The 25,704-nt window shown below is 68.0% G+C and carries 19 protein-coding genes; 9 read left to right on the top strand and 10 right to left on the bottom strand.

Features of this window, described 5'->3' with window-relative positions:
• Positions 1 to 96: 96 nt before the first annotated feature.
• Positions 97 to 3,354, top strand: a complete 3,258-nt coding sequence (locus ACFVWG_RS34370; RefSeq protein WP_391547640.1) for a DUF2961 domain-containing protein — start codon at positions 97 to 99, stop codon at positions 3,352 to 3,354.
• Here ACFVWG_RS34370 and ACFVWG_RS34365 read toward each other — a convergent pair.
• On the bottom strand, positions 3,338 to 4,240 hold the full coding sequence (locus ACFVWG_RS34365; protein ID WP_391547639.1) for an alpha/beta fold hydrolase: 903 nt from the start codon (positions 4,238 to 4,240) through the stop codon (positions 3,338 to 3,340). The genes ACFVWG_RS34370 and ACFVWG_RS34365 overlap by 17 nt on opposite strands.
• A gap of 84 nt (positions 4,241 to 4,324) precedes the next feature.
• Between ACFVWG_RS34365 and ACFVWG_RS34360 the strand changes: the two genes are divergently transcribed.
• On the top strand, positions 4,325 to 5,077 hold the full coding sequence (locus ACFVWG_RS34360) for a ParA family protein (RefSeq protein ID WP_391547638.1): 753 nt from the start codon (positions 4,325 to 4,327) through the stop codon (positions 5,075 to 5,077).
• A 604-nt stretch (positions 5,078 to 5,681) separates the two neighbouring features.
• Here the strand turns inward: ACFVWG_RS34360 and ACFVWG_RS34355 are convergent.
• The gene (locus ACFVWG_RS34355) at positions 5,682 to 6,572 is read right to left on the bottom strand and encodes a DUF4349 domain-containing protein (protein WP_391547637.1); all 891 of its coding nucleotides are present in this window, start codon (positions 6,570 to 6,572) and stop codon (positions 5,682 to 5,684) included.
• Positions 6,573 to 6,651: 79 nt separating this feature from the next.
• Positions 6,652 to 9,447 carry a DEAD/DEAH box helicase gene (locus ACFVWG_RS34350; protein WP_391547636.1) on the bottom strand — a complete coding sequence of 932 codons (2,796 nt, stop codon included), beginning with the start codon at positions 9,445 to 9,447 and terminating at the stop codon, positions 6,652 to 6,654.
• Between the two features lie 318 nt (positions 9,448 to 9,765).
• On the opposite strand from ACFVWG_RS34350, the gene ACFVWG_RS34345 reads away from it, so the two are divergent.
• Positions 9,766 to 10,446, top strand: a complete 681-nt coding sequence (locus tag ACFVWG_RS34345) for a ferritin-like fold-containing protein (protein ID WP_391547635.1) — start codon at positions 9,766 to 9,768, stop codon at positions 10,444 to 10,446.
• Between the two features lie 55 nt (positions 10,447 to 10,501).
• A complete protein-coding gene (locus ACFVWG_RS34340; protein WP_391547634.1) occupies positions 10,502 to 11,704 on the top strand; it encodes a glycosyltransferase in 1,203 nt (400 codons plus the stop codon).
• A 13-nt stretch (positions 11,705 to 11,717) separates the two neighbouring features.
• On the opposite strand, the gene ACFVWG_RS34335 is transcribed toward ACFVWG_RS34340, so the two are convergent.
• The 5 genes from ACFVWG_RS34335 to ACFVWG_RS34315 all read right to left on the bottom strand — a co-directional run bounded on the left by ACFVWG_RS34335 (position 11,718) and on the right by ACFVWG_RS34315 (position 15,855).
• Complete coding sequence (locus tag ACFVWG_RS34335; protein WP_391547633.1) at positions 11,718 to 11,990, bottom strand: GlsB/YeaQ/YmgE family stress response membrane protein; 273 nt, start codon at positions 11,988 to 11,990, stop codon at positions 11,718 to 11,720.
• 145 nt (positions 11,991 to 12,135) lie between these two features.
• Positions 12,136 to 12,363 (bottom strand): DUF3107 domain-containing protein, encoded by a 228-nt coding sequence (locus ACFVWG_RS34330; protein ID WP_391547632.1) that lies wholly within the window; start codon positions 12,361 to 12,363, stop codon positions 12,136 to 12,138.
• A 124-nt stretch (positions 12,364 to 12,487) separates the two neighbouring features.
• Entirely contained in the window at positions 12,488 to 13,120 is a 633-nt protein-coding gene (locus ACFVWG_RS34325; protein ID WP_391547631.1) for a TetR/AcrR family transcriptional regulator, read from the bottom strand.
• A 112-nt stretch (positions 13,121 to 13,232) separates the two neighbouring features.
• A complete protein-coding gene (gene ligD, locus ACFVWG_RS34320; protein ID WP_391547630.1) occupies positions 13,233 to 14,159 on the bottom strand; it encodes a non-homologous end-joining DNA ligase in 927 nt (308 codons plus the stop codon).
• A gap of 1,285 nt (positions 14,160 to 15,444) precedes the next feature.
• On the bottom strand, positions 15,445 to 15,855 hold the full coding sequence (locus tag ACFVWG_RS34315) for an MmpS family transport accessory protein (RefSeq protein WP_391547629.1): 411 nt from the start codon (positions 15,853 to 15,855) through the stop codon (positions 15,445 to 15,447).
• 43 nt (positions 15,856 to 15,898) lie between these two features.
• Here ACFVWG_RS34315 and ACFVWG_RS34310 point away from each other — a divergent pair, with 43 nt between their 5' ends.
• The 4 genes from ACFVWG_RS34310 to moeZ all read left to right on the top strand — a co-directional run bounded on the left by ACFVWG_RS34310 (position 15,899) and on the right by moeZ (position 23,847).
• Positions 15,899 to 16,813 carry an alpha/beta fold hydrolase gene (locus ACFVWG_RS34310; protein WP_391547628.1) on the top strand — a complete coding sequence of 305 codons (915 nt, stop codon included), beginning with the start codon at positions 15,899 to 15,901 and terminating at the stop codon, positions 16,811 to 16,813.
• A 100-nt stretch (positions 16,814 to 16,913) separates the two neighbouring features.
• A complete protein-coding gene (locus ACFVWG_RS34305; protein ID WP_391547627.1) occupies positions 16,914 to 19,613 on the top strand; it encodes a Calx-beta domain-containing protein in 2,700 nt (899 codons plus the stop codon).
• 152 nt (positions 19,614 to 19,765) lie between these two features.
• The gene (locus tag ACFVWG_RS34300) at positions 19,766 to 22,516 is read left to right on the top strand and encodes a Calx-beta domain-containing protein (protein WP_391547626.1); all 2,751 of its coding nucleotides are present in this window, start codon (positions 19,766 to 19,768) and stop codon (positions 22,514 to 22,516) included.
• A gap of 140 nt (positions 22,517 to 22,656) precedes the next feature.
• Complete coding sequence (moeZ, locus tag ACFVWG_RS34295; RefSeq protein WP_391547625.1) at positions 22,657 to 23,847, top strand: adenylyltransferase/sulfurtransferase MoeZ; 1,191 nt, start codon at positions 22,657 to 22,659, stop codon at positions 23,845 to 23,847.
• A gap of 1 nt (position 23,848) precedes the next feature.
• On the opposite strand, the gene ACFVWG_RS34290 is transcribed toward moeZ, so the two are convergent.
• On the bottom strand, positions 23,849 to 24,637 hold the full coding sequence (locus tag ACFVWG_RS34290; RefSeq protein ID WP_391547624.1) for a maleylpyruvate isomerase family mycothiol-dependent enzyme: 789 nt from the start codon (positions 24,635 to 24,637) through the stop codon (positions 23,849 to 23,851).
• On the bottom strand, positions 24,615 to 25,274 hold the full coding sequence (locus ACFVWG_RS34285) for a TetR/AcrR family transcriptional regulator (protein ID WP_391547623.1): 660 nt from the start codon (positions 25,272 to 25,274) through the stop codon (positions 24,615 to 24,617). The genes ACFVWG_RS34290 and ACFVWG_RS34285 overlap by 23 nt, the downstream gene beginning before the upstream one ends.
• Positions 25,275 to 25,362: 88 nt before the next feature.
• On the opposite strand from ACFVWG_RS34285, the gene ACFVWG_RS34280 reads away from it, so the two are divergent.
• Complete coding sequence (locus ACFVWG_RS34280; RefSeq protein WP_355457548.1) at positions 25,363 to 25,629, top strand: DUF2277 domain-containing protein; 267 nt, start codon at positions 25,363 to 25,365, stop codon at positions 25,627 to 25,629.
• Positions 25,630 to 25,704: the final 75 nt, after the last annotated feature.

Genomic DNA, 25,704 nt, shown 5'->3' with positions numbered 1-25,704 from the left:
AACCTTTTGACCTAGGTCGTACAGATATCGATTTCCTGCGCGTGGTGAGACTCTGCTGACGGAGTCTCACCACCGTCCCCCCCGAGGAGACCATTGATGTCCGGACGCTTCCGCCTGCCTGTTGCCCTGCTGGCCTCGCTCGCCCTGGCCGTACCCCTCAGCGCGCCGGTCCCCGCCCTGGCCGACGCTCCGGCAGTGGTGGGGAAGGGCGCGGTGGGCTGGGACACTCTGCGGCAGCTCGACCGGTTGCCGTACCTCGCCGCCGGGACGAGCACCCGTGAGTTCTCCGGGTTCGCGCGGAACGGCAGTAACCAGGACGGCTTCGACGGCACGGACTCGTGCCTGCGGCAGGTCGCGGCCGGGTGTGTGATCGCCGAGGACGCCGGCCCCGGTCAGATCGACTCGATCTGGTTTACGAGGTTGCACAACAACGTTCCAGACGTCACCGACACTGGGACGATCGCGGTCACGCTGGACGGGACGACCGTGCTGAACCGGTCCCTGAAGGACGTCACCGACGGCCGGGTTGGTGCCCCCTTCGTGCACCCGCTGGTCGCCACTGCGACCCAGGCCGGCGGCGGCTTCCAGATCAAGGTGCCGATGGCGTACCGGCAGTCCATGCAGATCGTGGTCCAGCACAACCCGCTCTTCTACCACGTGAACTACCGGCACTTCCCGGACGCGGACGGCGTCACGAGGTTCGACCCCGCCGACCCGGCGAACGACGTACTGACCAGACTGCGCGCAGCCGGTACGGCGGACCCGAAGCCGGCCGCGGCCGGTGCGACCACCGCGGGGGAGACGCACCCGATCCCGGCCGGTCAGGAAGTTGCCTTCGGCACCGTTCAGGGGCCGGGTGCGATCAGTGCGCTGCGGTTGCGATTCGTCGGCGCGACGCCATCGGACGCCGTACTGGCTGGGCTGCGGTTGCGGCTGTCGTTCGACGGTCGGCGGACGGTCGACTCGCCGGTCGGTGAGTTCTTCGGGACCGGTCTGGGCGCGTATTCGGTGAAGTCGCTGATGTTCGCTGCCGATCCGGCCGCAGGCGGTTGGTTCACGACCTGGTGGCCGATGCCGTACCGCGAGTCGGCCGCGGTGTCGCTGGTGAACTCCACCGGTGCGGCCGTCGGCAATGTAGAGCTCCAGCTGACGAGTGCACCGGATGCCAAGTGGGCAACGGATCTCGCGCCCGGCGGCCCCGCGGCGTACTTCACCGCGGCCTCGCGCAGCGGGAAGACGAGCTGGGGCGACGACTGGATCGTCGCCGACCAGACCGGTCGCGGCAAGCTCGTCGGGGTCGCGCAGACGATGGCGATCGGCGCGGAGATGGGGACGAATCGCGGCTACCTCGAGGGTGACGAGCGGGTCTACATCGACGGCTCGATGTCGCCGCAGCAGCACGGCACCGGCACCGAGGACTTCTACGAAGGCGGCTGGTACTTCGCCGGCGGCCCGTTCAGCGCGGCCTTCACCGGCAACACCGCCCACGAGGTCCAGGGGTCGGGCTGCGCGCGCGAGTGCGACGCCGTCTATCGGCTGCTGCTGACCGAATCCATCTCGTACGACTCCGCGCTGCGCTTCGGCATCGAGCACGGGCAGCAGAACGACTGGTTCGCCGACTACGGCTCGACCGCGTTCCTCTACACCCAACCCACGGTCAGCACCCGCGAGACCGACGCCATCGATCTGGGCGACGCGGCGGCTCGCACTGCACACCAGTACGCCGACAGCGGCACTTCGGCGACTCTGAACAGCGTTGCCGAAGGGGACTTCGACTACCTGCCGATCACCGACCAGGTGCGTTCGGGTCAGGGACCGATCACCTTCCAGTTGGCTGTCGACGCGGTCAACCGAGGTGTGCTGCTCAAGCGGATCTCGGATCAGGCGCAGAAGTACCAGGAGGCGGCCGTCAGCGTGGACGGCGTACCGGTCGGCACGTGGCGGCAGCCGCTCGGCAACGGCGGGATGCGCTGGCTCACCGACCAATTCCCCTTGCCTGCTTCAGCAACGGCAGGCAAGTCCAGCATCAAGGTGACGCTCACCCCAGCCGCCGGTACGCCGGCCTGGACCGCGGCTCGCTATCTCGCGGCGAGCATCGTCGACCCGTACGTCGCCACTGGAACGCCGACCGCGCCTGGTGGACTGACCGCGACACCTCGGGAACACGCGGTGCTGCTGAGCTGGAACCCGGTGCTCGGGGCAACGTCGTACCGGATCTATGCGGCGGCCACTGCCGACGGATCGGCCGACCTGGTGGGAACCGCGCCCACGCCGGGCTTCCTGGACAAGGCGCTCAAGGGTGGACAGCAACGGTTCTACAAGGTGATCGCAGTCGATGCCGCAGGCAACCTTGGTACGGCGGCGTCGTTGTCCTCCGCGGCGAAGGTTGCCACGACCTCCGATGTCGATGCCGACGGCAAGGATGACATCGTGACGTTCCTGCGCGGTGACGCGGCCGATGTGTACGTCGCCAAGTCGACCGGGAGCAAGTTCGGCGCCGGCGCGTTGTGGCACCCGTCGTTCGCGATCGGGACCGAGATCCCGGCGACCGGCGACTTCAACGGCGACGGCCGCGACGACATCATCACGTTCACCCGCGGTGCCGCCGCGGATGTCTGGGTCTCGCTCTCGAACGGCGTCGACGGCTATCTGCCGGCCACCAAGTGGCACGATCACTTCGCCGTCGGTGACGAGGTACCGATGGTCGGCGACTTCAACGGCGACGGCAAGGACGACATCGTCACCTTCACCCGCGGCTCGACGAACGACGTGTACGTCTCTCTGTCCGACGGTGGCCGGTTCGTCGAAGACAGCTGGCTGTGGCACGGCGGCTTCGGCCTGCCCGGAGAACTGCTCGACGTCGGCGACTTCGATGGTGACGGCCGCGACGACATCGTCACCTTCACCCGTGGTACGGCGGCGAGTGTTTACGTCGCGCTGTCGGACGGGAAGTCGTTCCTCGGATCGGGCTGGAAGTGGCACGGGCACTTCGCGGTCGGCACCGAGACGCCCGATGTCGGTGACTACAACGGCGACGGCCGCGACGACATCGCGACGTTCACCGGCGGTACGGCGGGTGACGTGTACGTCGCGACCTCGACCGGCACCGGGTTCACCGGCGACGGCGATCTGTGGCACGAGTACTTCGCCCCGAACGGCGAAGTACCGGGCTCAGGTGACTTCGACGGCGACGGGCTCTCCGACATCGTCACGTTCACGCGCGGCACGGCCGGCGACGTGTTCGTTGCCCGCTCCAACGGCCACGACTTCGTGCCCAGCCCACAAGCTGAACTCTGGCAGGACTACTTCGCCCCCAACGGCGAGTGGCCCGCTCCTTCTAGTCTGCGTCCGTAGCCGACGGCGTCGGAGGGTCCGTGAACCCGCTGCGCTTGTGGAAGAAGTCGATGAGCAGGCGGGCGGTGGCGGCCGGCTGCTCGATGGCGGGGGAGTGGCCGGCGTCGGGAACCATCTGGGGTTCGATACCGAGCCGCTCGGCCACGTCGTTCTGGACCGGGAGCGGCCAGCCGTCGTCGGTCTCGCCGTACACGAGCTGGGTGCGGACTCCGGCCTCGGCCAGCTGGTCGGTCTTGTCGACCGCGCTGGTCAGGTGCCGGGTGATTGCCGCGAGACTGGCCGGGGTGTTGCTGATGAAGCGATTGCGGACGAACGCCGCGATCTCCGCCGGCGGTTCGACGTACCCAGGGTTCTTGGCGTCGTGCTCCAGCTTCAGGTCGTAGACCTGCTCGATCGGCAGGTTCTCGAGGCCGAAGGCGAGCATCTGGAGTCCCTGCAGGGTCTCCTCGTTGGTGAAGCCGGCCGGGCCGGTGCAGAGCAGGGTGAGCGTCGAGAACACCGACGGATCGATGAGCACGGCCTCGCGCGCGACCAGTCCGCCGAACGAGTGCCCCACCAGTTGGCTGTAGCCGCCGAGCGCCACACTCATCGCCACCACGTCGGCGCCGAACTCCTCAAGCGTGTACGCCGATGCGTCGTCCGGACCGGGAGTCTCGAATTGACCTCGCTGGTCGACACCCACCGCGATCCACCCATACCGCGCCAGGTGATCGAGCAGCGGCGTGAAGTCCTCCTTGCTCCCCGTCCAGCCCGGAACGAGCAGCACCGTGCCGAGCGGCGTACCGATCTCCGGCACGGCTCGCAGCGTCGCGAAAGAGCCACGGTCGGTCTCCAGAGTGGCTGGATGAACCCCGTCCGGCAGCGTCATGGTTCGTGGCGTACTCACAAGTCAAGAGAGTAGCCGTTCAGCCCGCGACGGACAGACACCCGCAGATGCACCGGGCGTTCCGCAGTGCGGCACAATGGCCGGGTGCCTCCTCGCACTCTCGCGGTTGCCAACCAGAAAGGCGGCGTGGCCAAGACGACCACTGTCGCCACGCTCGGTGCTGCCCTGGCCGAGCTCGGTCAGCGGGTGCTGCTGGTGGACCTCGATCCGCAGGCGTGCCTGACCTTCTCGATCGGGATCGACCCCGAGGACCTGGACAAGTCGATCCATCACGTGCTGCTCGGCGGGGTGCAGGCACTCGACGTACTGATCGAGTTCGAGGAAGGCCCGGACCTGCTGCCGGCGACGATCGAGCTGGCCACCGCGGAGGTGCAGCTGGCGCGCGAGAGCGGCCCGGAGCAGGTACTACGGACCGCGTTGCGATCGGTGCGTTCGTCGTACGACTGGATCATCGTGGACTGCCCGCCGACCCTCGGCCTGCTGACGGTCAACGGGCTGTCGGCGGCGAGCGACGTACTGATTCCCTTGCAGTGCGAGACTTTGGCACATCGTGGCGTTGGGCAACTACTTGACACCGTGCACGACGTACAGCAGCTGACCAACCCCGGACTGAACGTTCTCGGCGTCCTGCCGACCCTGTACGACGGCCGCACAACGCACGCCCGCGCCGTCCTCGAGACGATCGCCGAGACCTACTCGCTCGACGTGCTCGCCCCGGCGATCCCGAAGTCCATCCGGTTCGCCGAGGCCCCCGCGGTCGGCGAGACCATCCTCACCACCTCGCCCACCTCCGTCGGCGCCAAGGCCTACCGAGCCCTAGCCGCCACCCTCCTCTAAGCAGGGTTGTCGGGAGCCGCCGGCCGGCGGACACTGCGGCGGAACCACCCTGCCTACGCCCGCGCCACCACTGGTGGCGTGAGACAGGAAGTAGTGCCGTGAGACAGGAAGTAGTGGCGTGAGACAGGAAATAGTGGCGTGAGACCTGTGGTGCACCGTCTCGCGCCGCCGTGATCCCGGCCCGCTGCGCTCCCACCCCAGCCCCGCCGCGCTCCCACCCCAGCCCCGCCGCGCTCCCACCCCAGCCCCGCCGCGCTCCCAGCCCCCGCTGCGCTCGCAGCCCACCGTACCGGCGTCGTGCGCCTCCCTTCCCCTCCGGCAATTTGAGGGGAGATCCCCTGAGGTTGCCGGTTCTCAGTCCGAAATTTGGAGGGAGAAGGGTCAACTTCAACGGAGATCCCCTCAAATGGCGCGCAGGGGGTGGCGGGTGGCGGGGGCGGTGGACGCGCCGGGCAGCCGGCGGCGCCGGGGTAGGCCAGGCCGCGGGTGAGGCGGGGCCGGGGGCCAGACGGGGCCGGGGGCCAGACGGAGCCGGGGCCAGACGGAGCCGGGGTTAGGCGGGGCCGGGGCGGGGCGGGCCAGGCCTCTTAGGCGGGGCCGGGGTCTACTGGGTTGGGGCGGTCGGGGGTGCTGGGCGGCGGAGACGGCGGCGGAACCACCAGGCCGGTACGGCGATCAGCGCGATCAGCACGAGGAACGGGAGTACTGCGCCGAGTGCGGTGGCGAGCGCGGAGAACGTGGCGGTGAACGCGTGCCAGCCGCCCTTGAGGCCGCCGAGGAATCCGCGATCCGGTTCGGTGATGACCGGCGGGGTGTCTTTGCTGGTCAGCGTCAGATTGAGGGTGGCCAGTTCGGTCTGCAGGCTGAGGTTCTTCTGCTTGGCGAGCATGGACTCGAGGTCCGCCTCGCGGCGGGTCAGCTCGGATTCGACCGAGACGATCTCGCCGATCGTGTTCGCCTTGGCGAGGAGTGCGCGCATCCGGTCCAGGCTCGCGCGCTGAGTGCGGATCCTGCTGTCCACGTCGACGACCTGTTCGGTGACGTCGGTCGACTCCTGCCGGATCTGCAGCCGCTTCCCCAAAGCGGACAGGCGGTCGACAGCGACGTCGTACGAGGTTGTCGGGACCTTCACGACGAGATTCGCCGAGGAGATCTTGCCGTTGGCGTCGTCGCCGGTGTTCTCCGAGGCGACCTGGCCCTTGAGACCGCTGATCACCGTGATGGCCTCTTGGCGCGCCTTCTCGACGTCGTCGGCCTCGACGGTGAGCGAACCGGTCCTGATGATCGCCCGCGTCACGGGCGGCTGATCCGCGGCCGGAGCCTTCGGTTGTGCTTGGCTGCCTACTGCTTTGCCGCCGCTGTCAGCCGCGGCGCTCTCCGGCTGCTGTGCCGAACCCCCGGACGCGCTGTCGTTGCTGGAGCCGCTCGCCCCGCAGCCGACCAGCAGCACTAGTCCTGCGGCGGCGAGCACCGCCATCCCACCCTTGCGCCTCATCACCCAGCCCCTCTCGTGTGGTTACGTCCAGGGACGCTCCACGAGGGGCTGGGTGTTGCAGCGCGAAATTACAACTTGATCACTTGCGAGCGGTCTTCTTCGCCGGTGCCTTCTTGGCCACCGTCTTCTTCGCCGTGCTCTTGACCGCCACCGTCTTCTTGGCAGCAGTCGCCTTCTTGACCGGAGTCGCCTTCTTGACGGGCGCGGTCTTCTTGGCGGTGCTCTTCACAGCGGTCGCCCTCTTGACCGGCGCGGCCTTCTTCGCCGTGCTCTTCACCGGCGCCGCCTTCTTGGCCGGAACCTTCTTGGCCGGGGCGACCGCGACCTTCTTGGCTGCGGTCTTCTTGGCCGGCGATGCGGTGACCTTCTTCGCCGCCGTCTTCTTGGCGGGCGCCGCGGTCTTCACCGCAGTGGCCTTCTTGGCGGGCGCCTTCTTGGCCGGTGCCGCCACCTTCTTCGCCGTGGTCTTCTTGGCCGGTGCCGCGGTCTTCGTCGCGGTGGCCTTCTTGGCAGGCGCCTTCTTGGTGGGGGCCGCGACAACGGCAACCTTCTTCGCCGCGGTCTTCTTGACGGGAGCCGTCTTCTTGGCGGGCGCCGCAGTCTTCACGGCGGTCGCCTTCTTGGCCGTGGCCTTGACCGGTGCCTTCTTGGCGGGAGCCGTCTTCTTCGCCGTGCTCTTCACCGGCGCTGCCTTCTTGGCCGGAGCTGCGGTCTTCACCGCAGTGACCTTCTTGGCAGGCGCCTTCTTGGCGGGAGCCGGAGCGGCCGCAACCTTCTTGGCGGCAACCTTCTTCGCCGGGGCTGCTGCCTTCTTCGCCGTGCTCTTCACCGGTGCCGCCTTCTTGGCGGGCGCGGTGGTCTTCACAGCAGCGGCCTTCTTGACCGGAGCCTTCTTGGCCGGCGCCGGGGCGACCGCAACCTTGTTGGCAGCGGTCTTCTTCGCCGGAGTCTCGACAACCGCAACCTTCTTCGCGGGAGCCTTCTTCACCGGAGCCGGAGCCTCGACAGCAGCCACCTTCTTGGCCGGAGCCTTCTTGACGGGCGCGGCAGCCTTCTTAGCCGGAGCCTCAGCAACCTTGGCCGGAACCTCAGCAACCTTGGCGGGTGCCTGGACGACCGCGGGAACCTGCTCGACCGGAGCCGCGGCCGCGACCTCGGTCACCGGCGCTGCCGGCGCCTCGGTGGACGACCGGCGGTTACGGGACCGACGCGACGGACGCTCGCTCCGCTCCACCGGAGCAGCGGCCTCGACCGGAGCAGCAGCCTGAACAGGCGCGGCGTCAGCAGGTGCAGCCGAAGCAGGTGCAGCCGACTCGGCCGCGGGGGACGCGAAGATCGGCGTACCGGCTTGCTGGTTCACGACCTCGGGCGTCGCGCCCGAACGGCGATTGCGGTTCCGGTTGCGCTTGCGGGGCTTGCGCTCGCGCGGTGCCTCGCCGGCGTCGCGGGCCTCAACGGCCGGCGGGACCTCGGTCCTGGTCGTGACGTCCGCGCCTGCCTCGAGCGGCTGACCCGAACGGGTGCGCTTGCGGGTCCGGTTCCGGCTCCGCTTGCGGCCGGACGACTCGCCGCTCTCGTCGCGACGGCCCTCGGGACGGGTGTCGTCACGACGCCCTTCGGGACGGCCATCGGTACGGCGCTTGGCCGGGCGCTCGGCGCGCGGCTCGCGCTCCTCGCGATCGGCGGCCGGCTTGATCCGGCCCTTCGCCTCGGTCGGGATCCCGAGATCGTGGTACAGCTCGGGCGACGTCGAGTAGATCTCCTGCGGGTCCGGGTACGGCAGGTCGAGCGCCTGGTTGATCGTCTTCCAGCGAACCAGGTCCGCCCAGTCGACGAAGGTCACCGCGATCCCGCTCGCACCGGCGCGACCGGTCCGGCCGATCCGGTGGACGTAGGCCTTCTCGTCCTCGGGACAGGTGTTGTTGATGACGTGCGTGACGCCCTCGACGTCGATCCCGCGGGCGGCGACGTCGGTGCAGATCAGGACGTCGACCTTGTCGCCGCGGAACCGGGTCAGCGCCCGCTCGCGCGCCTGCTGGTTCAGGTCGCCGTGGATCGCGGCGGCCTTGAAGCCGCGGTCGATCAGGTCGTCGGTCAGCCGGCCGGCCTCGCGCTTGGTCCGGCAGAAGATCATCACCCGGCCGCGGTCGTCGGCCTGCAGGATCCGGGCCACCACCTCGGGCTTGTCGAGGTCGTGCGCCCGGTAGACGAACTGTGCCGTCGTCGGAACCATCTGGGAGTCGTCGTGCGACTCGGCCCGGATGTTCAGCGGGTGCCGCATGTGGGTGCGGGCCAGGCCGATGACGGCCGACGGCATAGTTGCCGAGAACAACATCGTCTGCCGCAGCTCAGGCGTCTTGCGCAGAATGCGTTCCACGTCCGGCAGGAAGCCGAGGTCGAGCATCTCGTCGGCCTCGTCGAGCACCAGAACCTTGATGTGGCTCAGATCGAGGACACCGCGGTTGGCCAGGTCGAGCAGCCGGCCCGGCGTACCGACGACGACGTCGACACCGGTCTTCAGCGCGTCCAGCTGCGGCTCGTACGCGACGCCGCCGTAGATGGTCAGGATCCGCACGGAGCGGACGGTGGACGCGGTGACCAGGTCCTTGGCGACCTGGATGGTCAGCTCACGCGTCGGCGTGACGACCAGGGCCTGCGGCTTCCCGGGGGCGGCGAGCTCGTTGTAGTCGGCCTCGCCGGGGGAGATCGTGCGCTGGAGCAACGGAATCCCGAAGCCGAGCGTCTTGCCGGTCCCGGTCCGGGCCTGGCCGATCAGGTCGGTGCCCATCAGGGCGACGGGGAGCGTCATTTCCTGGATCGGGAAGGGCTCCACGATGTTGACGCGGTCGAGCGCGTCGCAGATCTCGGGCAGCACGCCGAGCTCTCGGAAGGTGGTCAGGCTGATCGCCTCTCACATGCTTGAACGGACAGTGGCCGGGCGCCAGAGGCGAGTGAAGCCTCGTCAGAAGAGGCGCGGGGACACTGTGCAAGCACCTCGCACCAGCGTGCCCATGTGGGCGCGTCACCGGCGAATCGCTCACCAGTGTAACCGCAACCCGCGTCAACGCCGTTTCGTGTGCTTTGCGCCACGCAGATTTTCGACGGCCGTTCCAGTGACTCGGCGAGAAACGTTCGGCACCTCCAGCGCTCCTCGACGAGCCACCCGGCCCGGATCACGGATAAGGTGCCGGGCATGGAACAGACGGCCTTCGACGATCCCGCCTACCGGGCCGCGGCGGTGGATCTGCTGGGAGTCCTCGCGTACGGCGAGCTGACCGCCTTCGAGCGGATGGCCGAGGACGCCAAGCTGGCACCGACCCTCAACGACAAGGCGGAGCTCGCCGCACTGGCGACCACCGAGTTCGGGCACTTCCAGCAACTACGCGACCGCCTCGTCATCCTCGGCGTGGATGCGATGGAGGCGATGCAGCCGTTCGTCACGCCGCTGGATGCCTTCCACGACCACACCGCGCCGTCGGACTGGCTGGAAGGTCTGGTCAAGGCGTACGTCGGGGACGGGCTGGCCAACGACTTCTACCGCGAGATCGCGTCGTTCGTGGACGCGGAGACCCGGGCCCTGGTGCTTGAGGTGTTCGCCGACTCCGGACAGGCCGAGTTCATCGTGGAGCGGGTCCGGGCCGCGATCGAGGAAGACCCGAAGCTCGGCGGCCGGCTCGCGCTGTGGGGCCGTCGGCTGGTCGGTGAGGCGCTCAGCCAGGCTCAGCGGATCGCTGCGGACCGCGACTCACTGGCCGCACTGCTGGCCGGCAGCGTCGACCGGCCCGGGCTCGATTTGGCTGCCATTGGCCGGATGTTCACCCGACTGACCGAGGCACATACCGCAAGGATGACTGCGCTTGGCCTGCAGGCCTGATTGCATGTCTCCCGTTCGTTTGTTGACGGGGGTCGACGCCGGAGAGCCTGCCTGCATGACACTGTCCTACCGCCCGGTCCGCCTGGGCATTTACTCCGACACCCTGGTTCCGCGGGCCGACGGTGTGGCCGTCTCGCTGGAGGCCGCCGGACGAGCGCTGTGTGAGCTCGGCGTCCAGCTCGAGGTGGTCGCGCCGTACGACGCCAAGAGCCACCAGAGCAGGCTGCCGATCCGGTCGGTGCCCGGCACTGAGGCGTGGGGTCGGGACTACCGGCTGGGCATGCTCCGGCCGACCCGGAACAAGCCGGAGTACGACGTCGTCCACGTGCACACGCTGGGCCCGGTCGGCGTGGCCGGTCTGTACTCCGCGTGGCGCCGGAAGCTCCCCGTCGTACTGACGTGGCACACGGATCTTGAGGTCTACCGCCAGCACTACGCGGAGATCCGGCTGGCGATGTGGCTTGCGGGCAAGGCCTGGCGGGTCGGCCTCGGCGCGCCGCGCGGCTACCAGCGCGACTGCACTGAGGTGCAGAACCTGCTGCGTGCTGTCGACCTGGTGGTCGCGCCGACAGCCAAGGTGGTGCAGCAGTTGGACGACCTCGGCTGTGAGGCGCCGACTGTGGTGTTGCCGAGTCCGACGCTCCCAATGCCTGCCCCGTCGCTGTCCGCGTTGGAGATCCGGCGGCAGCTCAACCTCGGTGCGAAGGATCCGATCGTGTTGTCGGTCGGCCGGTTGAGTGGTGAGAAGAACCACGAGCTGCTGCTGCAGTCGTTCGCCGAGCTGCTGCGGATCCGGCCGGACGCCTGCCTGGTCATGGTCGGCGGCTATGCCGACCGGAAGCGAGTCACCGAGCTCATCGACCGGCTGGGCATCGGCCCGCGGGTGCGGATGCCCGGCGTACTGCCGCGGGCTGAGCTGGCCGGGTACTACCTGGCCGCGGACGCAGTGGTGATCGCCTCGGTCTCAGAGACCCAGTCGCTGGTCGCGCACGAGGCAGAGGCTGCCGGCTGTCCGCTGGTGGTCGTCGACCCGTGGCTGTTCCGTGGCCACGAGCGGACCCGGACGTTCGCACCGGCCGATCCGGCCGGGATGGCCGCAGTGGTCGGCCAGGTGCTGCGTGTGCCGGACGCCAACCGGGCCTGGGCGCCGCGGTACCGGCCTGCGCCGCGTGAGCACGCCGAGAAGCTGCTGGCGCTCTACGAAGGGCTGGCATCACAACGGCCGCCTGCCCCGGGTGGGGTGGCGGCCGTCGGGTGATGCCCTAGGTCGGTCAGGCTGTCCTGGGCTTGCGTGCTGCGATGATCGCGATGACGATCGCGGCACAGACGATCTGGATCAGGTACTGGATCCAGTCCGGGCCGGAGGTGTCCTTGACACCCGCGAAGTGAGCGATCAGACCACCGATGAAGGCGCCGATACCGCCGCCGAGGATGGTCCAGCCGAGGCTGATGTTCTGCTTGCCTGGAAGCACGAGCCGCGCCAGCGGCCCGAAGATGACGCCTGCGAGCAGGCTGACGATGATCATCCAGATCCAGTAACCCACGGTTCCTCCTTGTGAGGGGTGACGGACCTGCGTCTGGGCGGCGCCCCGTAGCTACCAGACCACTACGACGCAGGTCTCACCGCACATGGTGCCCACCGAACCGGAATCCGGAACCCGGACACGCGCAGACGTGTCCGGAACGGAATCAGATCGCGCCGAAGCCGACCTTCCGGACCGAAGGCTCACCGATCTCGACATAGGCGAGCCGGTCGGCCGGGACCAGGATCCGGCGGCCCTTGTCGTCGGTCAGCTCCAGCAGATTGCTCTTGCCGCTGAGCGCGTCCGACACCTGCGCCTGTACCTCGTCCGGGCTCTGCTCACTCTCGAGCACCAACTCGCGATTGACGTGTTGCACGCCGATCTTGACCTCCACGAAACCCTCCGGGCACGTTCCGACCGGCGGCTCTCGCCGGTGACACTTCGAGCCTATCCGTTGCCGGCCCGGGTCTCTCACCCGTCCGCCGAGAGCAGAACATCCGCCGTACGGCGTGGTGCGGTCAGCCGTCGGTGCGCGGGAAGCCGCGAATGCCGCGCCACGCGAGTGAGGCGACCATGTCGGCGGCCTGCTCCTGGCCCAGCAGCGACTGGTCGGCCGAGGCCAGCCAGTAGCGCGCGCTGACCTGAGCCATGCCGACCAAGCTGACGGCCAGCACCATGGACTGCTCCCGGTTCAGGCCGGCGTCCGCACTGATCACCTCGGACACCGCCTCGGCGCAGGCGTGGGTGACGCGGTCGACCCGCTCACGGACAGCCGGCTCGTTGGTCAGGTCCGACTCGAAGACCAGCCGGAACGCGCCCTGCGCGTTCGCCACGTAGTCGTAGAACGCGTGGATGGTGGCGGCGACGCGCAGCTTGTTGTCGTCCGTCGACTTCAGCGCGTCGTGCACCGCGGCGACGATCGCTTCGCAGGAGGTGTCCAGCAGCGCCAGGTACAGCTCGAGCTTGCCCGGGAAGTGCTGGTACAGGACGGGCTTGGAGACGCCCGCGCGCTCGGCGATGTCGTCCATCGCGGCGGCGTGGTACCCGTTCGCGACGAAGACCTCCTGGGCCGCCTCGAGCAGTTGCGCGCGGCGGGCCAGCCGGGGCAGGCGGCTGCCGCGTTTCGGTGCGGTCTCCGGTGTCGTCGACACGTCGGCTCCTTCGGTGGTGCGGCACCGGCGGCAGGTCGCGCCACCGGGTCGTAGGCCGAATCCTACCCACCGGTCCTCCCGGTCAGTAGCTTCCCCGCGATCTGACCCCGGTTTACTCCGGCAGCGGGCGCGGATCGTCGTACAGCTCGGCCAGGACGTCGCCGTACTCCTCGATCCGGGCCAGCACCTCGTGCGGGAGGAACTTGAGCTCCTCCGGAGAGGTCGTCGAAGCCACCTCGTCCCAGTCGATCGGGGTGGAGACCCGCGGCTCGTCAGAACCTCGCAGCGAGTACGGCGCCAGCGTGGTCTTCGCACTGGCGTTCTGGCTCCAGTCGATGAAGACCTTGTTCGGCCGGAGCGCTTTGGTCATGTTCGCCGTCACGTCCTCGGGCAGGGCCTCGGCCAACTGCTCGGCCAGCTGCTTGGCGAACGCACTGGTACGGCGGGACGACGCCGGCTCGATCGGCACGTACAAGTGCATGCCCTTGTTGCCAGATGTCTTCGGCCAGCCCTCCAACCCGTAGTGACCGAGCAGCTCACGCAGGGCCAGCGCGACGTCGCAGCACTCCACGATGGTCGCGCCCGGCCCCGGGTCGAGGTCGAACACGATCAGGTCGGCCTGCGGGTCCTTGCCGCCGTCCGACAGACCGATCCGCCACTGCGGCACGTGCAGTTCGAGCGCAGCCAGGTTCGCGAGCCACACCACGGTCTGTACGTCGTCCGCGACTACGAAGTCGGCCTCGTCCCGTCCGGTCGAGCTACCGGGCGTCGGCAGGGTCTCGGTCCGCACCCAGGACGGCGTACCGCGCGGTGCGTTCTTCTCGAAGAAGTACGACGCCTCCGTGCCGTCCGGCCACCGCTTCCGGGTCAGAGGGCGGTCCGACAGGTGTGGCAGCAGCAGTGCGGCGACCTGGTGGTAGTAGTCGATCACCTCGGCCTTGGTGAACCCAGTCTGTGGATACAGCACCTTGCCAAGGTTCGTGAGCTTCAAAGTCTGCCCGTCAACCTCGGTAGTCACCTGCTGCGAAGCTGCTGCCATACCTCCCAGTCTCCACCCAGAAACGTTTGGGTCGGTGTGGCTGCGGTGCAGCCGGTACGGCGGCGTGGTTGCTCGCCGATCCGTCTGCGGCCGGGGGCGTGGGTTTGTGGTTGCTCGCCGCTGCGGCCGATTGACAGTGGCGGGTGGCCGGCGCCCGGCGCGGGGCTGAGGGGGATGGATCTGTCGGCGACCGCGGTTCCCGTTGTTTGGGCTTCCGGGTTGTGGCTGGGGTCCAAGATCTGCGCCGAGGAGACGGTCTTGGTCGCCATTTGGACAAAACGTTCCACCCCAGCGAACGGGACGGCCGGCATGGGGGCATGTTCCGCGTTATGGGTGAGTTTTTCGGGTCCATGCGCCGAAAAAGTCACCGATAACGAGCAGCCGGCCCCCAGCGCGGGCCAGTCGCGCTAATTGGTGAGTTTTGGGGACTCGGTGACGAAAATCCACCAATTAGCGAGCCGGGCGGACCGGAGCGCTGGGTTATCGCGCTAATTGGTGAGTTTTAGGGACCCCGGTGACGAAAATGCACCACTTAGCGAGGGTTGCCAGGCGCGGCAGTACCCCCGCTCCCAACCCCCCGCGCACCCGGCACCCCGGGCCTCTGCCATCTGATGGGTTACCCCATGAGGTGGTGGGTTTTGGACTCGCATGCGGGTGCAGAACCCACAAGCTGGTGGGGGAACCCATGAGATGCGGAGGGGGCGGGGGCCTGTGCGGGAGCGTTCGCCACGGTGGGTCACTTTTCAGGCTTCGTTGCTACTGGCGGCAACCGAAGCCCGGAAGCTCAGGCGGCGGCAACTGTGGTCGCCGGCGGATCCATCTCCCTCAGCCACGCGCCGGGCTCAGCCATCCGTCACTGTAAATCGGCCGCAGCGGCGAGCAACCCAAGGCACACATCCCCGGCCGCAGACGGAATGGCGAGCAACCACAAGACGCACGTCTCCGGCCGCAACCGAAGCCCGGAAGCTCGGGCAACCTCAACTGTGGTCGCTGACGGATCCATCCCCCTCAGCCCCGCGCCGGGCGCCAGCCACCCGCCACTGTAAATCGGCCGCAGCGGCGAGCAACCCAAGGCGCACGTTCCCGGCCGCAGTCGGATCGGCGAGCAACCACACTTCGTACATGTCCGGCCGCAGTTGGATTGGCGAGTAACCGTAGGCGCACGTCTCCGGCCGCAGTTGGATTGGCGAGCAACCACACGTCGTACATGTCCGGCCGCAGTGGGATTGGCGAGCAGCCGAGCGCCGTACGGGACCGGGCACATCGCAGCGATGGGGTGCGGGATTCACGGTTGGTGCGTGCAGTCCGCGTTGAAGCCGGCGTACAGAGAGTCGTTGCTGTCGACCAGCTTCCCGTCCACCCAGATCTCGCAGTGCACCGAACTGGTGTCGTCGTCGAGCTGCGGCACGGCGTTGACGGACAGGAGCTGGTTGCGGCCCTTGGTCTTGAGCTTCTCGCTCTCCCAGGGCAGAGAGGCGTGTTTCAGGTCCACGGAGTCGTCGTGGCCGTCACGGAGGTAGTCGATGTCCGGCTGCTTCGCCGTACCGGTGACCTTGTAGACGACCTCGTGGGTCTCCTGGCTCGCGATGACCATCCGGAGACCGGTGTAGCCGAGCAGGAAGATCTGGAACGCCGGGTAGGCGAGGACCACCACGAGCAGCACGATCAGTAGTGGTTTGGGGACTCTGCGCTTCATAGGTCGCAAGTGTTGCGGCTGGCGGGGTCCTACCATGGGAATCGTGGAGAGTTACGGGGCAGTAACCGGCACTGAAGTGCCGCTGGCGACACAGGAATGGCCGGCTCGTCAGGTGCCGGTCGCAGGCGTGGACCTGCTGGTCAGAGACGTGCCGGACGCGGCGGCGGAGCTTCCGCCCGCGCTCTATGTGCACGGCATGGGCGGCTCGTCGTTGAACTGGACCGCGCTCGGGCTGTTGCTGAACGACACGGTGCGGGGGATCGCTCCCGACCTCCCCGGGTTCGGGCTGACGCCGCTGGCCGGTTCGGCCGGGATCTCGGAGCAGGCCGACGTTCTGGTCGAGTTGCTGGAGGGTCAGTTCGACCAGCCGGCGCACGTCTTCGGCAACTCGATGGGTGGCGCCGCATCGGTGGCGCTGGCCGCGCGGAGACCGGATCTGGTCGCGTCACTGACGCTGGTGTCCCCAGCGCTGCCGCATCCGCGAGTGTCGGCCAGTGCCCTGTGGTTCACCGCGCTGGCCACGCCGCGGATCGGACCGGTGGTTCTGCAGCGAGCTCAGCGGCTGCCGTTCGACCGACGCTTCCAAGCGTCACTGTCGATGGTCTTCGGCGACCCGCGCACCCTGCCGCAGGAGGTGCGCGCCAACTACGAGGCGGAGCTGCACCGCCGAGACACTGACCCCTGGAACATGCAGGCGACCACCGACGCCGCCAAGAGCATCCTGCGCTCGTCACTGACACCACCGCGCCGGTCGCTATGGGCGGACGCCGCCAGCGTCCAGTGCCCAGTCCTGCTCGTGTACGGCGGCCGCGACCGCCTGGTAGACGCGCGCATCCGGACGAAGGCGCAGCGCACGTTCCCGGACGCCCGGTTGCTGTACCTGCCGAGGTCGGGTCACGTCGCTCAGATGGAGCACCCGGAGCAGGTGGCCAGCGCCTTCCGGGAGCTGATCGCGTAACTGAGCCGATTTTGGAATCAGATCGAAGGTAGTAAGTCGGTCAACCTTTCGCTCGCTCGGGCTATCTCATGGAGAGCTGTCCGTCGACGAGAGGAAGACCGTGCGGGTTCTCGGCAGTATCACCCTGGGGCTGGCCACTGTGCTGGCGGTCGCACCGCTGACCGCGCACGCGGACGCTCCCGCTGTTGTGCAGGGTAAGCAGTGGGACGTGCAGAAGGTGCCGGCCGGCTACCGGGTCACCCTGCATCTCGACGCACCGGTACCGATGCGTGCGTCCCAGCCGCTCCTCGCTGTGAACGGGAAGCCGGTCGGAGTGGCTCGCCAATCGGCGGACGGCCGGACGCTGACTCTGGTCACAACCGACAAGGCAGCGGCGGACGCTCACGACGTACAGCTCGCGTGGCCGGGGGACCCGAGTAAGAGCGCCCGTGCGCTGGCCGGTGGACCGACGGACGCCTACTGGCTGAAGGCGCGCAAGGGCCCGCTGCTGAAGGACGACCCGGGCAAGACGGGCAGCTACAAGGTCGAGATCTCGGAGTACAACCTCGGTGACGAGGCGGTCTTCCTGCCCGGACTGGGACAGAAGTCCGAGATGCTCGGCAAGGTCTACACACCAGTCGGTGCCGTCGGCAAACGTCCGCTGGTGGTCTTCCTGCACGGCCGACACGAGTCCTGCTACGGCGAGGGGGACGGCGACAAGCCATGGCCCTGCCCGAAGGGCTCCAAGCCGGTCCCCAGCTACCGCGGGTACGACGGTCCCGCGCAGGCGCTCGCGAGCAACGGCTACCAGGTCGTCTCGATCAGCTCCAACGCGATCAACGCCTACGACTTCGACGCGTACGACGCCGGCGCGCAGGCGCGGGCCGAGCTGATCCTCGACCACCTGGCCCTCTGGAAGAAGTGGTCGACTGTCGGCGGTGCGCCCTTCGGCACCAAGTACGTCGGCAAGGTCGACCTGCAGGACGTTGGTCTGATGGGTCACTCACGTGGTGGCGAGGGTGTCGCCCGCGCTGCCGTGGTGAACGCGGACCGCGGTGGCCAGTACGGCATCCGCGCCGTACTGCCGCTGGCACCGGTCGACTTCGCCCGCTCCGCCGTACCGGGTGTGGCGATGAGTGTCGTGCTCCCGTACTGCGACGGTGACGTGTCCGACCTGCAGGGCCAGAAGTACTACGACGACACCAGAAACTCCGTCACCGGCGACGGTGCTGCCCGCTCCACGGTCACTGTGCTCGGGGCGAACCACAACTTCTTCAACACCGAGTGGACACCAGGCCAGTCCATAGCGCCGTCCAGTGACGACTGGGGTGGTGAGGGCAACGGTGCGCCGTGTGACTCCACCTACGCCGGCCGGTTGAAGGCAAAGGAGCAGCAGGCGGTCGGAACGGCGTACGTGGCCGGCTTCTTCCGGCTGCAGCTCGGCCACGAGAAGCAGTTCCTGCCATTGTTCGACGGCTCTGACACGCGTTCGGCGTCCGCTGGGAAGGCTGTAGTGCGCGTGGTCGCCCAAGCACCGTTGGCTTCCCGGCGTGACGTGACCGCCTTCGACAAGGCGCTTCCGAAGGGTGCTGTGACCGGCAAGGCCACTGCGTCGGTCTGTGTCGGTGAGACGGGCAAGGGTGCCTGTCTGGCGACCGACGGCTCTGGTGATGCGCCGCACTGGGACCCAGCTGCGTTTGCCTCGCGCGCGCCCACCCTCGCGGTCACCAAACTGTCCTGGACCGACAAGACCGGCGTACTGCGTCTCAATCTGCCCAGTGCACAACGTGACGTGCGTCGGTACGCCGCTCTGTCCTTCCGAGCCGCACCAGATCCAGCCAGTACGCCGACCACCGATCTGACCGTCCGAGTGATCGACGGTCGTGGACGGGCGTCGTCCGTACCGGTGTCCGCGGTCAGTGACGCTCTGGTGCGGATGCCGGGCAACAAGGCGTCCGGACTGCCCAAGAACCTGCTGCGGACCGTGCGGATCCCGCTGGCGTCGCTCAAGGGTGTTGACCTGCGTGACGTCCGGACGGTCGAGCTGCGGACCGACCGGGTGGCGAAAGGCTCGGCGTACCTGAGTGATCTGTCCTTCTCGTCGCCTGGCATCGGAGTCTCCGCTCCGGCTCTGACGACGCCCAAGGTCGCAGTGGCCGACGTCATGGTCAAGGAGGGCGACAAGGGCACGACGTACGCCGACTTCGTGGTGCGGCTGTCCAGGCCGACGATCCGGCCGGTCGTCGTCTACGCCGAGACCAGCCTTCCGTTCGCGGAGGTGATGCCGGTGAGCGACGTGGCGCGAGCTGTCGTCTTCAAACCCGGAGAGGTCCGGCAGACACTCCGGGTGCCGGTCAAGGCGAACACCCGGGACAGCTACGACATCAAGTTCGAGGTGGTGTTGTCCGCGCCGTACGAGGCCTTGCTGACCAGGGCTTTCGGGCACGGCCTGGTGCTCGACGACGACCCGTCGCCCAAGTTCGTCCTCGGCAATCTCGTCACGGCCGAGGGCAAGGGTGAGGTCACCTTCCCGGTCACGTTGTCGGCGCTCAGCGACAAACACATCGGTTTCGGCGGGGTGTGGAAGGACGGCACGGCGGTCCTCGGCAAGGACTACCACGGGCAGTACGACCCGCCGGAGCACACGCTCACCGGAGGTGTCGAGGTCGGCAAGCTCACCGGTGAACTGACCGTCTTCGTGACCGACGACAAGGCCAAGGAACCGACCGAGAACTTCACGGCGGTCATCGACACGGTGGACGGGATCGACGGCCTCAAGCTGCCACTCACGGGGATCGGAACGATCAAAGACAACGATTGACGCGACCCGATCGCGCGATCGAGTCGAAGCTGTCGCCGGACTGAGACATGATCGAGCGGCTGGTCAGGTCAACTTTCCTCTCGCCCACGAAGTCAGCTTTGTGGTCTGTTTCGTCAAAACTCGAGAGGACAACTGTGCGAGAGATCGGCAGATTGAGGCACCTGTCGCTGGGGATGGTCGCACTACTAGGGCTGGGGTTGACGACGGCGCCGTTCGCGTCCGCGGCGCCGGCGCCCGCACCAGCAATTGCCAAAGGCAACAATTGGGACGTCCGTCAGGTGGCCGGCGGCTACCAGCTCACGCTGCGGCTGGGAGCGCCGGCGCCGATGCGCTCGGCACTGCCGCTGCTGGCCGTGGACGGCGAGCCGATCGGGGTGGCCAAGCAGGCACCCGATCAGCGGACGCTCTCCCTGGTCACCACCGACCCGGAGGTCCTGAAGGCCAAGGACGTCCAGCTGGTGTGGTCCGGTGACGTCAAGGACACCAAGAAGGCGCAGAGCCGCGGTGCGGCAGCGGTGGGGCCGAACGACGCCTACTGGCTGAAGCCGCGACTGGGCGCGCTGCTCAAGGACGACCCGGCCAAGCTGGGCAAGTTCAAGGTCGAGACCTCGGAGTACAACCTCGGTGACGAGGCGGTCTTCCTGCCCGGACTGGGGCAGAAGTCCGAGGTGGTCGGCAAGGTCTACACACCGGTCGGCGCGACCGGCAAGCGGCCGTTCGTGCTCTTCCTGCACGGCCGCCACCAGTACTGCTACGGCGGCGACGAGAACGAGCCGCAGGACAAGCCCTGGCCGTGCGCCAAGGGCAGCAAGCCGATACCGAGCTACCGCGGGTACGACGGTGCGGCGCAGGCCCTGGCCAGCAACGGCTACCAGGTCGTGTCGATCAGCTCCAACGCGGTCAACGCGTACGACGGCGGTGTGTACGACGCCGGTGCGCAGGCGCGGGCCGAGCTGATCCTCGACCACCTGGCCCTGTGGAAGAAGTGGTCGACTGTTGGCGGTGCGCCGTTCGGCACCAAGTACGTCGGCAAGGTCGACCTGCAGAACGTCGGCCTGATGGGTCACTCGCGCGGCGGTGAGGGCGTTGCCCGCGCTGCCGTGGTGAACGCCGACCGTGGTGGCGAGTTCGGGATCCGTGCGGTGCTGCCGCTGGCTCCGGTGGACTTCGCGCGGTCGACGGTGCCGGGGGTCGCGATGAGCGTCATCCTGCCGACCTGTGACGGTGACGTCTCCGACCTGCAAGGCCAGAAGTTCTACGACGACACCCGCTACTCGGTCACCGGTGACACCGCTCCGCGGTCGACGGTGACGGTGCTCGGCGCGAACCACAACTTCTTCAACACCGAGTGGACCCCGGGGCAGTCCGAGGCGCCGTCCAACGACGACTGGGGTGGCGAGGCGAAGGCGTCTCCGTGCGGCGAGAAGTATGCCGGTCGGTTGAAGGCCAAGGAGCAGCAGGCGGTCGGTACGGCGTACCTGTCGGGCTTCTTCCGGCTGCACCTGGGTAACGAGAAGCAGTTCCTGCCGCTGTTCGACGGCTCTGACGCCCGTGCGGCGTCTGCTGGTCGCGCGGTGGTCCGGGTGGTCGCACAGGCGCCGCTGGCGTCGCGTCGGGACGTGAACCGTTTCGACCAGGCACTGCCGAAGGGTGCGCTCACTGGCAAGGCGTCCGCGGTCGTGTGTGCTGGTGCCAAGCTGGCACAGGCGCGGGCGGCCACTCCGACCTGTCTGTCGACAGACGGCTCCGGTGACGCACCGCACTGGGACCCTGCCTACTTTGCAGCCCGTACGCCGACCCTGGCGGCCACGCGACTGTCATGGCGCGACAAGACCGGCGTACTGAAGTTGAACCTGCCGGCCGCACAACGCGACGTACGGAAGTTTGCTGCTCTGTCGTTCCGGACGGCTCCGGACCCAGTGGGTGCTGCGAAGCTCGATCTGAGCGTCCGGGTAGTCGATGGGCATGGCAAGGCAGTCTCGGTGCCGGTGTCGAAGGTCAGTGACGCACTGATGCGGCTGCCTGGGCCGAAAGAGAACGGTCTGCCGAAGAACCTGCTGCGGACCGTCCGGATCCCGCTGTCTTCGCTGAAGGGCCTCGACCTCAGGGACGTGCGCTCGGTCGAGCTGCGGACCGACCAGGTCGCCAAGGGCACGGTGTACCTGAGTGACCTGTCCTTCTCGTCAGCAGGCGTCGGTGTCTCGGCACCGGCGACGAAGCTGCCGAAGGTGTCCGCATCGGACGTCAAGGTCAACGAAGGCAACACGGGCACGCAGACGGTCGACTTCTACGTGCGGCTGAACCACGCGGCCACCCGGCCGGTCACGGTCTACGCCGAGACCTCCGGTGACCTCGGGACCACGGTGGGTGACGTGGTGCGCACGGTGGTCTTCAAGCCGGGACAGGTCAAGCAGAAGATCAGTGTGCCGGTGAAGTCGAACACGCGGGACAGCTACGACCTGCAGTTCAACCTGACGCTGTCGGTGCCGCACGAGGCGCTGCTCGACAAGTCGTTCGGCCTGGGCCAGGTCATCGACGACGACCCGACGCCGGCGCTGACGGTCGGGAATCTCACCACCGCGGAGAAGAACGGTGATGCGGCCTTCCCGCTGAAGCTGTCCGCGCCGAGCGACAAGTACGTCGGTCTGCGCGGGACGCTGAAGGACGGCACCGCCGTGTTCAAGCAGGACTATGTGAGCGAGAACGAGGAGTGGGATCCCGGTTCGCGAGTCATCGACGGTTACATCGAGCCCGGCCAGCTCACCGGCGAGGCGCTCGTGAAGATCGTCGACGACAAGGTCAAGGAGCCGACCGAGACGTTCTCGGCGGTCCTGGATCAGGTCGACGGCGGTGAGGTCAAGCTGCCGGTGACCGTCACCGCGACGATCACCGACAACGACTGACCCGACCATTGAGTGAGACCCCAGTCCCGGGATTCGGACCCGGGCTGGGGTCTCCGGCATTGTGCGGGAACATGGAAGGCAGGCCGACGGTTGAAACCTGGACAGCCTGAGACTCGCACCCGTTACCGAGGAGCCGACACGTGTCACTGCCACCGCTGGTCGAACCGGCCGCCGAGCTGACCATCGACGAGGTCCGCCGGTACTCGCGGCACCTGATCATTCCCGAGGTCGGGATGGCCGGCCAGAAGCGGCTGAAGAACGCCAAGGTCCTGGTCATCGGGGCCGGCGGTCTGGGCAGCCCCGCGCTGCTCTACCTGGCCGCGGCCGGGGTCGGCACCCTCGGCATCGTCGAGTTCGACACCGTCGACGAGTCGAACCTGCAGCGCCAGATCATCCACGGCCAGTCCGACGTCGGGAAGTCCAAGGCCCAGTCGGCCCGGGACTCGATCCTGGAGACCAACCCGAACACCAACGTCGTGCTGCACGAGGTCCGCCTCGACAACGACAACGTGTTCGAGATCTTCGAGCAGTACGACCTGATCGTCGACGGCACCGACAACTTCGCCACTCGGTACCTGGTGAACGACGCCGCGGTGCTGCTCGGCAAGCCGTACGTCTGGGGCTCGATCTTCCGCTTCGACGGCCAGGTCAGCGTCTTCTGGGCCGAGCACGGCCCTTGCTACCGCTGCCTCTACCCGGAGCCGCCGCCGCCCGGCATGGTCCCGTCCTGCGCCGAGGGTGGCGTCCTGGGTGTGCTGTGCGCGTCGGTCGGCGCGGCCCAGGTCACCGAGGCGATCAAGCTGCTGACCGGCATCGGCGACCCGTCGCTGGGCCGGCTCAACATCTACGAGGCGCTCGACCTGAACTGGCGCGCCCTAAAGGTCCGCAAGGACCCGAACTGCGCGATCTGCGGCGAGAACCCGACCGTCACCGAGCTGATCGACTACGAGAACTTCTGCGGCGCGATCACCGAGGAGGCCGCGGACGCGGCCGTCGGTTCGACCATCTCGGTCAAGCAGCTCAGCGAGTGGATCAAGCTCAAGGAGAACGGCGAGAAGGACTTCGCGCTGATCGACGTCCGCGAGCCGAACGAGTACGAGATCAACCGGATCCCGGGCTCGGTGCTGATCCCGAAGGCCGACTTCCAGACCGGTGTCGCCCTCGAGAAGCTCCCGCAGGACAAGCAGCTGGTCTTCCACTGCAAGTCCGGCGTCCGCTCCGCCGAGGTGCTCGCGATCGTCAAGGGCGCGGGCTTCTCCGACGCGGTGCACGTCGGTGGCGGCGTCGTCGCCTGGGTCGACCAGATCGACCCGAGCCAGCCGTCGTACTGAATCAGAACGGCATCCGGCACCCGGCGACGGCAACAACCGCCGCCGGGTCGCCGGACACCACCGGACTGTCGTCGCGGCCCGACAGGGTGCGCATGTAGCCGACGGCGTCGACAGCGGCGCGACCGACCGGCTCGCCCCTCCCCAGCCGGTAGGTCCCACCCCGCTGGCCGGTGAGCTCCACGTCCACGGCCGGACGGTCGCCCCAGAACGGCCCGTCGATCACGTCGCGCATCACCTGCGCGATCAGCTCCTCGCCGTACTGGCCGGCGTCGAACGGTCTGCCGAGTGCCTGGCAGACGTCGTCGCGATGCATCCACAGGTCCCGCGCGAGCAGGATGTCCTGCACGTACCCGAGATTCAGCGAGAACCCGGGGTGCTCCTCCACCGGAAAGCTGATCCGGCGGATCAGTGCCGGGTTTCGCAGGATCTTCCGGGTCGCCTTGGTCCAGACCTGGTCGAACGTACTGCGCAGTGCGTCCGGCGGGGTCCCGCGGTGTTCGTCGGCCTGCACCATCATGTGCGCGTCGAACTTCGGAGTGTTCGGGTAGGCCCGCTTGGCCTTCAGGAACCGTCGTGGGAACGACAGCGGCCGGATGACGTCCTCGGCCTGTCCGATCAGGTGCCCGGCGATGTCGGCGACGTCCCACTCGTCACAGACCGTACGGCGTTGCCAGTCCGTGCCGTGGATGGAAGCGAGCAGCTCATGCCAGAGCTGGAGCTCTGCACCGCGGTGCTTGGCGCAGGTGGTGCGGTCGGCGCGGCCGATGTCAGTCGCTAGTACTGCTGTCATGTCGTCCCCCTGATGGTGCGTAGTACTGGTAGAACATGTCGAGCACGGTGGGCAGCAGCCGGACGAAGCGTCCTTCCTCGAACGAGGCATCCGGCTCGTTGGCCAGCTGCTGCGAGACCGGGCCGGCCGTGATCGACGTGTAGAGGGCCAGGCCCTCGTCGGTCGCGGCCTCCGGCCGTAGCTGTCCCCGGTCGACCCCGGCCTGCAGGTGCTGCCGCAGGTCCTCGAGCGTCTCCTGTGCCGGGGCGTACGCCTCCGGACTCGGCTCGAATCCGGGGATGGTCCGCCAGAACAGCAGCTGTGAGTAGACCGGATGCTCCAGGCACCAGCGGGTGTACGCCGTCACCGCGATCAGGTCGAGCTCACGGATGTCGTCCGTCCCCGCGGCCGCCTGAGCTTCCCGGCGGGCGTCGCGGAAGAACTCGGCGCCGCGCTGGAAGAGCGCGTCGTAGATCGCCATCTTGGACGGGAAGTACTGGTAGAGCGACGGCGGTTGCATCCCGAGTTGCCGCGCCACCGCGGACAGACTGAGGGAGGCGACCCCTTCGGCCTCCATCAGCTCGATGGCGGCGGTCAGGATCTCCTCGATGGTCTCCTGCCGGCGCCGGGTCCGACGGTCCAGTCCAGCGTTGCTCATCCCCTGAGGAAACCCGAATGGTGTTAGGGAAGTCAATACCCCGTAGGTTTTCTGCCTGATTGTCCCTGGCAGCACGTACTGTCGGGACATGTGCCGAAACATCACTGTGCTCCGGGGACTGGAGCCCGCCGCGACCTCTGAGGAGATCTACGCGGCCGCGCTGCAATACGTACGCAAGGTGACCGGCGTCGGTTCGCTCAGTGCGACCACGCGGGGGCCGATCGAGCGCGCGGCGACCGAGGTCGCCCGCATCACCGAAGAGCTGCTGGCCGAGATGCCCGATCGCCGCGTCCCGCCGCAGACCGTGCCGCCGCTACGCCGGCCCGAGGTGCGCGCACGCCTCGGACTCGACTAGGTCGCCGATCGATCGGCGACAGCGGGGCGGCCACCGGTCGGGATGCTGAAGGAACTACTCGAACGCGTTGTTGCC

It is taken from the genome of Kribbella sp. NPDC058245, from assembly GCF_042882005.1.
Taxonomy (GTDB): Bacteria; Actinomycetota; Actinomycetes; order Propionibacteriales; family Kribbellaceae; genus Kribbella.
Note: the sequence above shows the minus strand (reverse complement) of the source record. Positions and strands in the feature narration are given on the sequence as shown.

Coding starts and splice junctions, on each gene's coding strand:
- ligD (WP_391547630.1), bottom strand. CDS start 14,159: ATGGCAGCAGCTTCGCAGCAGGTGACTACCGAGGTTGACGGGCAGACT.
- ACFVWG_RS34285 (WP_391547623.1), bottom strand. CDS start 25,274: ATGAGCAACGCTGGACTGGACCGTCGGACCCGGCGCCGGCAGGAGACC.
- ACFVWG_RS34340 (WP_391547634.1), top strand. CDS start 10,502: ATGACACTGTCCTACCGCCCGGTCCGCCTGGGCATTTACTCCGACACC.
- ACFVWG_RS34370 (WP_391547640.1), top strand. CDS start 97: ATGTCCGGACGCTTCCGCCTGCCTGTTGCCCTGCTGGCCTCGCTCGCC.
- ACFVWG_RS34315 (WP_391547629.1), bottom strand. CDS start 15,855: ATGAAGCGCAGAGTCCCCAAACCACTACTGATCGTGCTGCTCGTGGTG.
- ACFVWG_RS34345 (WP_391547635.1), top strand. CDS start 9,766: ATGGAACAGACGGCCTTCGACGATCCCGCCTACCGGGCCGCGGCGGTG.
- ACFVWG_RS34280 (WP_355457548.1), top strand. CDS start 25,363: ATGTGCCGAAACATCACTGTGCTCCGGGGACTGGAGCCCGCCGCGACC.
- ACFVWG_RS34290 (WP_391547624.1), bottom strand. CDS start 24,637: ATGACAGCAGTACTAGCGACTGACATCGGCCGCGCCGACCGCACCACC.
- ACFVWG_RS34355 (WP_391547637.1), bottom strand. CDS start 6,572: ATGAGGCGCAAGGGTGGGATGGCGGTGCTCGCCGCCGCAGGACTAGTG.